This is a genomic window from Streptomyces sp. NPDC126510 (assembly GCF_040302345.1).
In the GTDB taxonomy this organism is placed as follows: domain Bacteria; phylum Actinomycetota; class Actinomycetes; order Streptomycetales; family Streptomycetaceae; genus Streptomyces.
On the sequence record NZ_JBEORR010000037.1, the window covers coordinates 69,418 to 82,371 of the forward strand.

The window sequence follows — 12,954 nt, forward strand, 5'->3', positions numbered from 1 at the left end:
ACCGGTCTTTCCCCCGGGCGTCACAGCTTGCGCAGGCTCAGCCGCTGCACCTTGTGGTCCGGGCCCTTGCGCACGACGAGGGTGGCGCGGCCCCGGGTGGGCGCGATGTTCTCCACCAGGTTGGGCCGGTTGATCGTGCGCCACATCGTCCGGGCGTAGTCCAGGGCCTCCTCCTCCGAGACCTGGGTGTACTTGCGGAAGTACGAGGACGGGTTCTGGAAGGCGGTCGCGCGCAGCTTGCGGAAGCGGTTGAGGTACCAGGTCTCGATATCCTCGACGCGGGCGTCGACGTACACGCTGAAGTCGAAGTAGTCGGCGAGACCGACGCGGGTGCGGCCGTCCTTGCCGGGCAGGGCCGGCTGGAGGACGTTCAGGCCCTCGACGATCAGGATGTCGGGGCGGCGGACCGTGAGCCTCTTGTCGGGGACGATGTCGTAGATCAGGTGGGAGTAGACGGGCGCGGTGACCTCGTTCTTGCCGGCCTTGATGTCGGCGACGAAACGGGTCAGGGCCCGGCGGTCGTAGGACTCCGGGAAGCCCTTGCGGGACATCAGGCCGCGGGCCTGGAGTTCCTTCGTGGGCAGCAGGAAGCCGTCCGTGGTGACCAGCTCGACGCGCGGGTGCTCGGGCCAGCGCGAGAGCAGGGCCTGCAGGAGACGGGCGACGGTCGACTTGCCCACGGCCACCGAACCTGCCACCCCTATGACGAACGGGGTGCCCGACTGGGAGCCCTGCTCGCCCAGGAACGTGTTCAGCGCGCCTCTGAGGCCGTCGGTGGCACCGACGTAGAGGTTGAGAAGTCTGGACAGCGGGAGGTAGATGTCCCGCACCTCGTCGAGGTCGATCACGTCGCCGAGACCGCGCAGCTTCTCGACCTCCTCGGCCGTCAGCGGAAGCGGCGTCTTGTCACGCAGCGCGCTCCACTCGGTTCGGGTGAGGTCGACGTAGGGAGTCGCCTCCGGGCGGGGCCGGTGGGCGCTCCGGGGCATCGAGGAGACCGGAGAGATCACAGTCCATTGTTACGGGCGTACGAACGGATGGTGAGGTGGGATCCGTCACGCGACGCGTTCGCCCCGTTTCCTCCTGAGTGAAGCTGATACAGGTGGAATGTCAGTGGTGTGCGTCACAGTTGTGGGAGAGGTGGGCCCGGTCCGGGGTCCACGAACGCCTGGGGGTACCCATGACGTACGCGATAGAGGCGGAAGGCCTGGTCAAGCGGTTCAAGGAGACCGAGGCGCTGGCCGGCGTCGACCTGGCCGCCCGCAGGGGCACGGTGCTCGGGCTGCTGGGGCCCAACGGCGCGGGGAAGACGACCGCGGTGCGGATCTTCGCGACACTGCTGCGCCCGGACCGTGGCAGGGCTCGGGTGGCCGGCCACGACGTGGTCCGGGAGGCCGGGGTCGTACGCTCCCTCGTCGGGCTGACCGGGCAGTACGCGGCGGTCGACGAGAATCTGACCGGCACGGAGAACCTGCTGCTCATCGGACGGCTGCTGGGGCTGCCGAGGCGGGAGGCGAAGGCACGGGCCGGTGACCTGCTGGAGCGGTTCCAGCTGACCCACGCGGCCGGGCGGGCCGCGAAGACCTTCTCGGGCGGCATGCGCAGGCGCCTGGACCTCGCGGCCAGCCTCGTCGGCCGGCCCAGCATCCTCTTCCTCGACGAGCCGACCACCGGTCTCGATCCGCACAGCCGCGGTGAGCTGTGGGACATGCTGCGCGGCCTGGTCGCGGACGGTGCGACCGCCCTGCTGACCACGCAGTATCTGAACGAGGCCGATGTCCTCGCCGACGACATCGTGGTGATCGACAAAGGCCGAGTGATCGCCGAGGGCACGCCGGACCAGTTGAAGGCACAGGTCGGAGGCCAGGTGCTGGAGCTCAGACCGATCGCCGGGCAGGATCTCGCGCGGGCACACGCGCTGGTGGCCGGGGCCGCCGGACCGCAGGCCCGGATCGAGGGCGAGACGGTCACCGCCCCGGTGAAGGACCCCGAGCTGATGCCGGCCGTCGTGCGCGCGCTGGACCGGGAGGGTATCGCGGTCGGTGAGCTGGCCCTGCGCCGCTCCTCGCTCGACGAGGTCTTCCTCTCCCTGACCGGCCACCGCGCCGAGCCGGGCGAGGCCGGGGAGGACGGCGGTGCGGCCGTCCGGGAGGACGAGGAACTGGAGAAGGCGGTGAGCCGGTCATGACCGCCACCACCACGAGCCTCACCGCACCGGTCACCGCGTCGGGCCGGGTGCCGCCCCTCGCCGGGCTGCGGCAGACCTTCACGATGGCCTGGCGGAGCCTGGTCGCCGTCAAGCACAACCCGCTCGAACTGGTCGACTACAGCATCACGCCGATCATGTTCGTGTTCCTGTTCACCTACGTGCTGGGCGGGCAGATGGCCGGCTCGCCCGATGCCTATCTGAAGTACGCGCTGCCCGGGATCATCGTCCAGAACACCCTGTTCATGACGATGTACACGGCGATGGCACTCAACACCGACCTCACCAAGGGCGTCTTCGACCGGCTGCGCAGTCTGCCCATCGCCCGCTCCGCCCCGCTCATCGGCCGGATCACCGCAGATCTCGCGAAGCACGTGTGGGCGCTGCTGCTGATGATCGGCCTCGGCCTTGCGCTCGGCTTCCGCATCACCGGCGGATTCGGCGGATTCGTGCTCGGCACACTGCTGGTGGTGGTGTTCGCCGCGGCCGTGTCCTGGAGCGCGGTGCTGATCGGGATGCTGGCCGGCGACGCCGAGAAGGTCCAGGCGTTCGCGTTCACGATCATCTTCCCGATCACCTTCACCAGCAGCGCGTTCGTCGTCGTCGACACGATGCCCGGCTGGCTCCAGGCGTGGAGCGACGTCAATCCGGTGACCCACCTGTCCGACGCGTTCCGGGGGCTGCTGCTGGGCGGGGCGGTCGCGGAGCCGGTGTTGTGGTCGTTGGTGTGGGCGGCGGGTATCGCGCTGGTGTTCTATCCGTTGGCCATGCGGGCTTACCGGGCGAAGGCCTGAAAGGTACGGTGAAGTCGCCATCACAGGGCCCCCGAAAGGCGGCATCATTTCCGATTCCGGGCACGCTGAAGGGGTTTCCCGAACGCCTCGGCCCTTAGGCTGCGGCTCATGTGCGGAATCGTGGGATACGTGGGGCCGCAGTCGGCGCTCGAGGTCGTGATGGCCGGGCTGAAGCGGCTGGAGTACCGGGGCTACGACTCGGCGGGTGTCGCCGTCCTGGCCGACGGGGGGCTGGCGACGGCGAAGAAGGCCGGCAAGCTGCTCAACCTGGAGAAGGAACTGGACGGCAGACCGCTGCCGACCGGCGCGACGGGCATCGGGCACACCCGCTGGGCCACGCACGGCGGGCCGACGGACACCAACGCCCACCCGCACATCGACAACGCGGGCCGGGTCGCGGTGGTGCACAACGGCATCATCGAGAACTTCGCCCTGCTGCGGGCCGAGCTGGCGGAACGCGGCCACGAGCTGTCCTCCGAGACCGACACAGAGGTCGTGGCGCATCTGCTCGCCGAGGAGTTCTCCTCCTGCGCGGATCTCGCCGAGGCGATGCGGCTGGTGTGCCGGCGGCTGGAGGGCGCGTTCACGCTGGTCGCCGTGCATGCCGACGAGCCGGACGTGGTCGTCGGCGCGCGGCGCAACTCGCCGCTGGTGGTCGGCGTCGGGGAGGGCGAGGCCTTCCTCGCGTCGGACGTCGCCGCGTTCATCGCCCACACGCGCTCGGCGATCGAGCTCGGGCAGGACCAGGTGGTGGAGCTGCGCCGGGACGGCGTGACGGTGACGGGCTTCGACGGCCGCCCGGCCGACGTGCGGTCGTACCACGTCGACTGGGACGCGTCGGCCGCCGAGAAGGGCGGCTACGACTACTTCATGCTCAAGGAGATCGCCGAGCAGCCCAAGGCGGTCGCCGACACGCTCCTGGGCCGGGTCGACGGTTCCGGTTCGCTGACGCTGGACGAGGTGCGCATCCCGCAGGGGGTGCTGCGGGAGATCGACAAGGTCGTCATCGTCGCCTGCGGTACGGCCTTCCACGCCGGGATGATCGCCAAGTACGCGATCGAGCACTGGACACGGCTGCCCTGCGAGGTGGAGCTGGCGAGCGAGTTCCGCTACCGGGACCCGATCCTCGACGCGCAGACGCTGGTCATCGCCATCTCCCAGTCGGGCGAGACCATGGACACCCTGATGGCGCTGCGGCACGCCCGTGAGCAGGGCTCCAGGGTGCTGGCGATCTGCAACACCAACGGCTCGACGATCCCGCGTGAGTCGGACGCGGTGCTGTACACGCACGCCGGGCCGGAGGTGGCCGTCGCCTCGACCAAGGCGTTCCTGACGCAGCTCGTGGCGTGCTACCTGGTCGCCCTGTACCTGGGCCAGGTGCGCGGCACGAAGTGGGGCGACGAGATCCGGGCGGTGATCCGCGACCTGTCCTCGATCGCCGGTGCGGTGGAGGAGGTGCTGGGCACGATGGAGCCGGTGCGGGAGCTGGCGCGCACGCTCGCCTCGAAGAAGACGGTGCTGTTCCTCGGCCGGCACGTGGGGTATCCGGTGGCGCTCGAAGGCGCGCTGAAGCTCAAGGAACTCGCCTACATGCACGCGGAGGGGTTCGCGGCCGGGGAGCTGAAGCACGGGCCGATCGCCCTGATCGAGGAGGACCTGCCGGTGGTCGTGGTGGTGCCCTCGCCGCGCGGCCGGTCGGTGCTGCACGACAAGATCGTGTCCAACATCCAGGAGATCCGGGCGCGGGGTGCGCGCACGATCGTGATCGCGGAGCAGGGTGACGAGGCGGTCGTGCCGTACGCGGACCATCTGATCCGGGTGCCGGCCACGCCGACGCTGCTGCAGCCGCTCGTGGCGACGGTGCCGCTTCAGGTGTTCGCCTGTGAGCTGGCGACGGCCCGTGGCAACGAGGTGGACCAGCCGCGCAACCTGGCGAAGTCCGTGACGGTGGAGTGAGCGGGATTCCGGAGTGAGCGGAAGGGGCGAAGGGCATCCTGCCCTTCGCCCCTTGGCTCGGCCGGTCAGGCCGTCGGGCGCTCGAATCAGACGGGCAGGCAGGTCGCGGGGACCCAGCCTTCCACGCTGGTGCTGTTGGGGCCGCCGAAGTACCACTTGTTGCTGGTCTTGCCACAGGCCGTGTAGCTGCCGCCCGTGACGGGCTTGCTGCCGCCGAAGCAGATGCCGCCGTTCTGGCCCTTGTTCCAGGTGCCGAGGGCGGTCGAGCTCGTCTTGGGCTGGCTGCGGAGGTTGACGGTCGCCTTGGGCTTCACGTTGGTCAGCGCGCTGCTGCAGTCGGGCTGCGTCGCCGCGGCGGCGGTGCCGGCCGTGGCGACGGTGCCGGTGAGGGCCGTGGCGAGGAGAGCTATGGCACTGGCCGTGGTCCCCAGCGACTTGAACTTCATGGGGTCGATGTCCTCCCGTTTGGTGCGATGCCGTTTGCTCATCGCGGTCAGCGCGAACTCTACATCGGCCGGAGGGAGTTGAAGATCCGGGGCGGCGCGGGCGGCGCTTCGGGAGCCTTTGCCGCCGGATCCGGCCCGTCACCGTAGGGTGCTGCCCATGAGCATCATCGGGGTCGGCATCGACGTTGCCGAGATCGAGCGGTTCGCGGCTTCGCTGGAGCGTACGCCCGCGCTGGCCGGACGGCTGTTCGTGGAGCGGGAGTTGCTGCTGCCCAGCGGGGAGCGGCGGGGGGTCGCCTCGCTCGCCGCGCGGTTCGCGGCCAAGGAGGCGTTGGCCAAGGCGCTGGGTGCTCCACCGGGGCTGCTGTGGACCGACGCCGAGGTGTGTGTCGAGGACACGGGGCGGCCCTGGCTGCGGGTGACCGGGACGGTGGCCGCCCGGGCCGCCGAACTCGGCGTGCGCGGCTGGCACGTGTCGCTGAGTCACGATGCGGGCGTCGCCTCCGCGGTGGTCATCGCCGAGGGGTGAGAGTGCCTCTAGGAGAGGGTCCAGAGCAGCGTGGCCGTGCCGATGAAGCCGATCGCGCCCAGGGTCGCACCGGCCGCCGCCGGCCACACCCGGCCCATGCCCCTGCGGGCGTAGTGGAGGCCCATCGCGCCGAACGTCATCGCGAGCGCTCCGGCCAGGACCGTCCACGGGAACAGGAACGCCCAGGTGCCCACGGCCGAGAAGACTCCCAGGACCAGGGCCGTGGGACCCAGGGCGGTGGCGGGGCTGTCCGGTGTCTCGGATGCTGTCGAGCTGGTCATGTCTCGTCGTACCCCCTTTTTGAACGAGTTCAAAACACGGTTCGACTATACGCCCGGTCCGAGGCCCGGCGAAACAGGGCCTGAAGCCCCCGGCCGGGTGAGGCGCGAGGGCTTCGGCGGGGTGGCTCAGCAGATCGACTGGCTGCTGTTCACCCGGGTGATGTTGCGGAAGGTCGTGTTCTCGCCGCACGGGCTCTCCCTGATGGCCGCGTCGGTGACCGTCAGGTTCTGGATGATGATGTCCCTGTTGTTGGGGAACTCCGAGCGGGCGGCCAGCCGCAGTTCGCCGCCGCCCGTGATCGTGCCGCTCCGGGCCGCGAGACTGACGTTGTAGCAGTTCTCGATCAGGACCGAGTTGTTGCCGGTGTGGGAGAGCGTCACCTTGTCGATGACGGCCCCGCCGCTCTCCGACACGCAGAACACGCCGCGTCCGCCGCCGCGCGCGACGACCTCGCCGACGCGGATGTTGGTGGGGTAGCCGCTGCCGATCCGGCCGTTGCGGTTGGCCATGCGGAAGGCGGCGTAGCCGGTGCCCGTGCCGGCGTTCTCGGCGTCCACCTTGGTGACAGTGGCGTTGACGGTCTGGTTGAGCAGCAGGCCCGACTCGCCGACGTTGCGGGCCGTCACCGTGCCGATGGTCAGGCCGTCGACGCCGTAGGTCTCGACCGCGTGGCTGGTGGCGCCGGAGACGTAGACGTTGTCGATGCGGATGTTGCGTGTCCACTGGCTGGTGTCGCCGCGGTTGTCGATGCGGACGCCCAGGCCGCGGGTCAGGCGCATGTCGATCTGGCCGAGCACCACGTTCTGGACGTTGCGCAGGAAGATGCCGTACAGCGGGGTGCCGGTGAGCTTGAGGTTCTGTACCTCGACGTCGCGGGTGCCCCGCGAGTAGACGGGTGCCTGGTCGCCCGAGCCGCTGCCGGTGACGTCGATCGTGCCGCAGACGTCGAGGACGGTGTAGCTCGGCAGCGAGATGCGGGAGCCCGCGGAGACCGAACCCGAGCCGCGGACCACGACCCGTTCCTTCGTGGTGCGCCCTGGGGTGAGGCTGTTGACCGCGGCCTGGACGGCCGCGCGCATGTCGGTGCCGGTGTGGACCGTGCTGCCACCGCGCCGGGCGGTCCAGGTGCCGCCGCTCCGCACCGCTTCGGCCTGGTAGGAGCCGTCTCCGCAGGCCAGTGCGCGCGTGGGGGCGGCCGTGGCGGGGGCGGTCAGGGTGCCGGCAGCGGTGAGGAGGGCGGTGGCGGCGACGGCGGCGAGTAATGCGGCTCTGCGTCCCATGAGGGCCTCGGTTTCGTCGGACGTGGGGGTGTACCGGCGGCGTGCAAGCGCTTTCTGCGCGGCCGGGAGTCTGGCAAAGGGACGGCAAAGCGTCAATGGACGCGGCACGGATCGCGGAGCGGCGGGATGCGGGAGGCGCGGGTGAGGGGGAGTGGCCCGGCGGTCCTGCGGGAAACTCGACCGCATGCGTAGTGCGTACAGCGTGGAGACGGTCCGGAACGCCGAACGGGAGCTGATGGCGCGGCTGCCGGAGGGGGCGCTGATGCAACGCGCCGCCGCCGGGCTCGCCGCGGCCTGCGCCGACCTGCTGGGGCGGGTGTACGGGAGCAGGGTCGTGCTGCTGGTCGGCAGCGGCGACAACGGGGGTGACGCCCTGTACGCGGGGGCCCGGCTGGCCCGCCGGGGGGCCGGGGTCACCGCGGTGCTGCTCGCGCCGGAGCGGGCGCACGCGGCGGGGCTCGCGGCGTTGCGGCGGGCCGGGGGACGGATCGCGGCCGCCGGTCGGGGCGAGGCGCTCGTCGAGAACGCGGACCTCGTCCTCGACGGGATCGTCGGGATCGGGGGGAAGGGCGGGCTGCGGCCGGACGCGGTGCCGTTGGCCGCCGCCGCCGGACGGTCGCGGGGAGCCGTGGTCGCCGTCGATCTGCCGAGCGGTGTCGACGCCGACACCGGGGAGGTGCACGGGGTCGCCGTGCGGGCCGATCTGACCGTCACGTTCGGGACGCACAAGCCGGGGCTCCTGATCGACCCGGCGCGGGAGTACGCGGGGTCGGTGCGGCTGGTCGACATCGGGCTGGAGCTGCCCGCCGAGCCGGAGCTGGAGGCGTTGCAGCACCTGGACGCGGCCCGGCTGCTGCCGGTGCCGCGGGCGGAGAGCGACAAGTACCGGCGGGGTGTGGTCGGGATCGCCGCCGGGTCGGCGCGGTATCCGGGGGCCGCCGTGCTCGCCGTCGCCGGGGCGCTGCGGGGCGGTGCGGGGGCCGTGCGGTACGTCGGGCCCGCCGGAGACGCGGTCATCGCGCGGTTTCCCGAGACGCTCGTGTCGGACCAGGGGCCGAAGCACGCCGGGCGGGTGCAGGCGTGGGTCGTCGGACCGGGGGCCGGGGACGACGCCGGGACGGTGGCGGAGGTGCTGGCGGCGGACGTGCCGGTGCTGATCGACGCGGACGGGCTGCGGCTGGCGGACGCCGAGGTGGTGCGGGGGCGGCGGGCGCCGACGCTGATGACACCGCACGCCGGGGAGGCGGCGGCCCTGCTGGGTGTGGACCGGGCGGAGGTCGAGGGCGGCCGGCTGGCGGCGGTCCGGGAACTGGCCCGGCGGTACGGGGCGACCGTGCTGCTGAAGGGATCCACGACGCTGGTGGCCGACTCCGGGGGCGGCGCGGTGCGGGTGAACCCGACCGGGACGGGGTGGCTGGCCACGGCCGGAAGCGGCGACGTGCTGTCGGGGCTCGGCGGCTCGCTGCTGGCGGCGGGACTGTCCGCGGTGGATGCGGGGAGTGTCGGGGCGTACCTCCACGGGCTGGCCGGACGGCTGGCGGCGGACGGGGCTCCGGTGGGGGCGCATGATGTGGCCGGGGCGGTTCCGGAGGCGTGGCGGAATGTGGTGGGGTGACAGCCCGGTATGCGCACGGGCTGGCCGGTCGGCCGGGGAGGGCGGGGTGCAGGCCGGGCGCATGATGTGGCCGGGGCGGTTCCGGAGGCGTGGCGGAATGTGGTGGGGTGACAGCCCGGTATCCGCACGGGCTGGCCGGTCGGCCGGGGAGGGCGGGGTGCAGGCCGGGCGCATGACGTGGCCGCGGCGGTTCCCGAGGCGTGGCGCGATGTACCGGGGTGGCGGGTAGGGCGCTGGGGAAACCACTCCGATGGCGGCACGGGAAGCACGGGCCGGAGCCGGTCGGTCCGTCCGGGCCGTGGTCCGGGGGTGGGTCGCCGCACACCGCCGCCGTCCCGGTGCCGCGTCGGTCTCAACGTGGGCGACGCACAGGGGTAGTAGCCGACCCGCCGTCGGAGCCCTCTGAGACACTGGGCGCGATGAGCGAGAGAACAGCCCCGACCGCGCCCCTGCGGGCCCGCGCCGAGATCGACCTGGCGGCCCTGCGGGCCAATGTGCGGGCCCTGCGCGCCCATGCGCCGGGCGCTGCCGTGATGGCCGTGGTGAAGTCCGAGGCGTACGGCCACGGGGCTGTGCCGTGCGCCCGCGCGGCGCTCGCCGCCGGGGCGAGCTGGCTGGGCACTGCCACGCCCGAGGAGGCCCTCGCCCTGCGGGCCGCCGGGCTGCCGGGCCGCATCATGTGCTGGCTGTGGACGCCCGGAGGGCCGTGGCGCGAGGCGATCGACGCCGAGCTGGACGTGTCGGTCAGCGGGATGTGGGCCCTGGAGGAGGTCGTCGAGGCGGCCAGGGGAGCGGGCCGGCCCGCCCGGGTGCAGCTGAAGGCCGACACCGGCCTCGGCCGCAACGGGTGCCAGCCCGGAGACGACTGGGCCGCGCTCGTCGATGCGGCGCTGCGGGCCGAGGCCGAGGGGCTGCTGCGCGTCACGGGGCTGTGGTCGCACTTCGCCTGCGCCGACGAGCCCGGGCACCCCTCCATCGCCGCCCAGCTCGCCGTGTTCCGGGACATGGTCGCCCATGCCGAGGGGCGGGGCGTACGGCCCGAGGTCCGGCACATCGCCAACTCCCCGGCCACCCTCACGCTCCCCGAGAGCCACTTCGACCTGGTCCGCACCGGCATTGCCACCTACGGCATCTCGCCCAGCCCCGAGCTCGGCACCCCGGCCGACTTCGGGCTGCGCCCGGTGATGACGCTGTCGGCCTCGCTGGCCCTGGTCAAGCACGTACCGGGCGGGCACGGCGTCAGCTACGGCCACCGGTACGTGACACCCGGCGCGACCACCCTCGGCCTGGTGCCGCTGGGCTACGCGGACGGCATCCCGCGGCACGCCTCCTCGGCCGGCCCGGTGCTGGTCGAGGGCAAATGGCGCACGATCGCCGGGCGGGTCGCCATGGACCAGTTCGTGGTGGACCTGGGGGGCGACGAACCCGCGGCCGGGGCCCGGGCGGTCCTCTTCGGGCCCGGGGACCGCGGTGAGCCCACCGCGGAGGACTGGGCCCAGGCGGCCGGAACCATCGCCTATGAAATCGTGACCCGGATCGGAACGCGTGTTCCTCGCGTCTATGTGAATGAGGAACAGGACGGGTAACTCGCACAGAGAACCGGTCACGCGAGAAACGGCAGTCACCAAGGCAACATCAGCACCACCCGACCCGGCGAGTCACCCGATCGGCACCCCGGTGAAGAGGAGCGGTACGTGAGCGAGAGCAGCGCGGAGGTCGTCGCGGATGTCGCCTCCGCGGCCGTCGCGGCCTCCGCCGCGGGGGCGGCGGGGGGCTGGCGCCGGGCGACCGGTATCGCCGGCGTGGCGATAGGCGTGGTGGCCGCGGGCGCGGCCGCCGGTGTCGCCCTGGAGCGGATGACGGTCGGCCGCGGCATGCGCCAGAAGGCCCGGCTCGCACTGGACTCGGCGGGGCCGTACGGCTCCCTGCGGGGCATGCCCGGCAAGGCGTTCTCCGACGACGGCACGGAGCTGTACTACGAGGTGGACGACCTCGACGAGGAGGCCGCCCCCGCCGCCATCGGTCCGCGCCGCCGCCGGCTGTTCGGCCGCAAGTCACCCGCTCCCGTCACCGTCGTCTTCAGCCACGGCTACTGCCTCAGCCAGGACTCCTGGCACTTCCAGCGGGCGGCCCTGCGGGGCGTCGTACGGACCGTGCACTGGGACCAGCGCAGCCACGGCCGGTCCGGACGGGGCGTGGCCCAGACGCGGGACGGCGAGCCCGTCACCATCGAACAGCTGGGCCGGGACCTGAAGGCCGTCATAGACGCGGCGGCGCCCGAGGGGCCGCTGGTGCTCGTCGGGCACTCCATGGGCGGCATGACCGTGATGGCGCTGGCCGACCAGTACCCGGAGCTGATCCGCGAGCGGGTCGTCGGGGTCGCCTTCGTGGGCACCTCGTCGGGGCGGCTCGGCGAGGTCAACTACGGCCTGCCCGTCGCCGGGGTCAACGCGGTGCGGCGGGTGCTGCCCGGGGTGCTGAAGGCGCTGGGGCAGCGGGCCGAGCTGGTGGAGAAGGGGCGCCGGGCGACCGCGGACCTGTTCGCCGGGATCATCAAGCGGTACTCCTTCGCGTCCCGGGACGTCGACCCGGCCGTCGCCCGGTTCGCCGAGCGGATGATCGAGAGCACGCCGATCGACGTGGTCGCCGAGTACTACCCGGCGTTCAACGACCACGACAAGACCGAGGCGCTCGCCCACTTCGCCGACCAGCCGGTCCTCGTGCTGGCCGGCGTGCAGGACCTGGTCACGCCGAGTGAGCACAGCGAGGCCATCGCCGATCTGCTGCCGGACGCCGAGCTGGTGCTGGTGCCGGACGCGGGGCACCTGGTGATGCTGGAACACCCCGAAGTGGTCACCGACCGCCTCGCCGACCTGCTCACCCGCACGGGTGCCGTGCCCGCAGGGGCTACCGTGAAGGGCTATGGAAGCACCAGCACCGCACAGCCCGGCTGAGCCCGGCTCCGTCCAGATCGTCGTCACGTCTCCCGAGCAGATGCGGGAGCTGGGCCGCCGGCTCGCCAAACTGCTGCGCGCGGGTGACCTGGTGATGCTCAGCGGAGAGCTCGGCGCGGGCAAGACGACGCTGACCCGTGGGCTGGGCGAGGGGCTCGGCGTGCGCGGGGCCGTCACCTCGCCGACGTTCGTGATCGCCCGGGTGCACCCCGCACTGGGCGACGGGCCGCCGCTGGTCCACGTCGACGCCTACCGGCTCTCCGGCGGTCTCGACGAGATGGAGGACCTCGACCTCGACGTCTCGCTGCCCGACTCCGTGGTCGTCGTGGAGTGGGGCGAGGGCAAGGTCGAGGAGCTGACCGAGGACCGGCTCCAGGTCGTGATCCACCGGGCCGTGGGCGACACGACCGACGAGGTCCGGCAGATGACGGTCACCGGTGTGGGGGAACGCTGGGTCACGGCGGACCTGAGCGTGCTCGCCGCCTGAGTCCCGGTGTGCGGGCATTCGATGGACGTTCCGACAAGACGTCGGCAAGATGTTGCATCCGGCGTCTTGTGCGTGGTCACATGGTATCCAGTCAGTGGTTAGGTGTACCTAACTACGTTGCCCCGGCCCTTCGGGAGGCGTCCATGTCGGCTACAGAGAGCAAGGGGCAGCCGCAGTGGTTCGCGGTCGCCGGGGTGTCCATGCGCGACCTGCTGGCGGCCGGTGAGGCGGCGGCGCTGCTCTCCACGCCCCCGCGCGCATCGGACCCGGAACCGTCGCGGCGCAACCCCGAGCACCGCGAAGCGGCCTAGGTGTATGGAGCCGCAGCGTTGTTCACACGGCTGATCGGTGGCTGTCCGCCGAGTGCGGTGTGGCAGCGATGGTGGTTGTAGGTGTGCAGGAAGT

Annotated in this window: 13 protein-coding genes; 9 read left to right on the forward strand and 4 right to left on the reverse strand. The window is 72.0% G+C overall.

Annotation, left to right across the window (positions count from 1 at the left end):
* Positions 1-20: 20 nt before the first annotated feature.
* Positions 21-989, reverse strand: coding sequence for a type I pantothenate kinase (coaA, locus tag ABTX60_RS36315; RefSeq protein ID WP_352101269.1), 969 nt, complete (start codon positions 987-989; stop codon positions 21-23).
* Between the two features lie 191 nt (positions 990-1,180).
* Here coaA and ABTX60_RS36320 point away from each other — a divergent pair, with 191 nt between their 5' ends.
* The 3 genes from ABTX60_RS36320 to glmS all read left to right on the forward strand — a co-directional run bounded on the left by ABTX60_RS36320 (position 1,181) and on the right by glmS (position 4,956).
* Positions 1,181-2,188: an ATP-binding cassette domain-containing protein gene (locus tag ABTX60_RS36320; protein WP_352101254.1), complete on the forward strand. Its 1,008-nt coding sequence runs from the start codon at positions 1,181-1,183 to the stop codon at positions 2,186-2,188.
* A complete protein-coding gene (locus ABTX60_RS36325) occupies positions 2,185-3,000 on the forward strand; it encodes an ABC transporter permease (RefSeq protein ID WP_352101255.1) in 816 nt (271 codons plus the stop codon). Before ABTX60_RS36320 ends, ABTX60_RS36325 begins: the two co-directional genes overlap by 4 nt.
* A 108-nt stretch (positions 3,001-3,108) precedes the next feature.
* Positions 3,109-4,956 carry a glutamine--fructose-6-phosphate transaminase (isomerizing) gene (gene glmS, locus ABTX60_RS36330; RefSeq protein ID WP_352101256.1) on the forward strand — a complete coding sequence of 616 codons (1,848 nt, stop codon included), beginning with the start codon at positions 3,109-3,111 and terminating at the stop codon, positions 4,954-4,956.
* An 86-nt stretch (positions 4,957-5,042) separates the two neighbouring features.
* Here glmS and ABTX60_RS36335 read toward each other — a convergent pair whose 3' ends face one another.
* Positions 5,043-5,444 carry a hypothetical protein gene (locus ABTX60_RS36335; protein WP_352101257.1) on the reverse strand — a complete coding sequence of 134 codons (402 nt, stop codon included), beginning with the start codon at positions 5,442-5,444 and terminating at the stop codon, positions 5,043-5,045.
* A gap of 115 nt (positions 5,445-5,559) precedes the next feature.
* On the opposite strand from ABTX60_RS36335, the gene ABTX60_RS36340 reads away from it, so the two are divergent.
* Positions 5,560-5,931, forward strand: coding sequence for a holo-ACP synthase (locus tag ABTX60_RS36340; RefSeq protein ID WP_352101258.1), 372 nt, complete (start codon positions 5,560-5,562; stop codon positions 5,929-5,931).
* A gap of 8 nt (positions 5,932-5,939) precedes the next feature.
* On the opposite strand, the gene ABTX60_RS36345 is transcribed toward ABTX60_RS36340, so the two are convergent.
* Positions 5,940-6,212 carry a hypothetical protein gene (locus tag ABTX60_RS36345; protein WP_352101259.1) on the reverse strand — a complete coding sequence of 91 codons (273 nt, stop codon included), beginning with the start codon at positions 6,210-6,212 and terminating at the stop codon, positions 5,940-5,942.
* A 126-nt stretch (positions 6,213-6,338) separates the two neighbouring features.
* Positions 6,339-7,493 carry a hypothetical protein gene (locus ABTX60_RS36350; RefSeq protein WP_352101260.1) on the reverse strand — a complete coding sequence of 385 codons (1,155 nt, stop codon included), beginning with the start codon at positions 7,491-7,493 and terminating at the stop codon, positions 6,339-6,341.
* 184 nt (positions 7,494-7,677) lie between these two features.
* On the opposite strand from ABTX60_RS36350, the gene ABTX60_RS36355 reads away from it, so the two are divergent.
* From ABTX60_RS36355 to ABTX60_RS36375, 5 genes are all read left to right on the forward strand, one after another.
* On the forward strand, positions 7,678-9,108 hold the full coding sequence (locus ABTX60_RS36355; RefSeq protein ID WP_352101261.1) for an NAD(P)H-hydrate dehydratase: 1,431 nt from the start codon (positions 7,678-7,680) through the stop codon (positions 9,106-9,108).
* 419 nt (positions 9,109-9,527) lie between these two features.
* Positions 9,528-10,694, forward strand: a complete 1,167-nt coding sequence (gene alr / locus ABTX60_RS36360) for an alanine racemase (RefSeq protein WP_352101262.1) — start codon at positions 9,528-9,530, stop codon at positions 10,692-10,694.
* Positions 10,695-10,802: 108 nt separating this feature from the next.
* Positions 10,803-12,062, forward strand: a complete 1,260-nt coding sequence (locus ABTX60_RS36365; protein WP_352101263.1) for an alpha/beta fold hydrolase — start codon at positions 10,803-10,805, stop codon at positions 12,060-12,062.
* Positions 12,031-12,549 (forward strand): tRNA (adenosine(37)-N6)-threonylcarbamoyltransferase complex ATPase subunit type 1 TsaE, encoded by a 519-nt coding sequence (gene tsaE / locus ABTX60_RS36370; RefSeq protein WP_352101264.1) that lies wholly within the window; start codon positions 12,031-12,033, stop codon positions 12,547-12,549. The genes ABTX60_RS36365 and tsaE overlap by 32 nt, the downstream gene beginning before the upstream one ends.
* 143 nt (positions 12,550-12,692) lie before the next feature.
* On the forward strand, positions 12,693-12,860 hold the full coding sequence (locus ABTX60_RS36375) for a hypothetical protein (RefSeq protein WP_352101265.1): 168 nt from the start codon (positions 12,693-12,695) through the stop codon (positions 12,858-12,860).
* Positions 12,861-12,954: the final 94 nt, after the last annotated feature.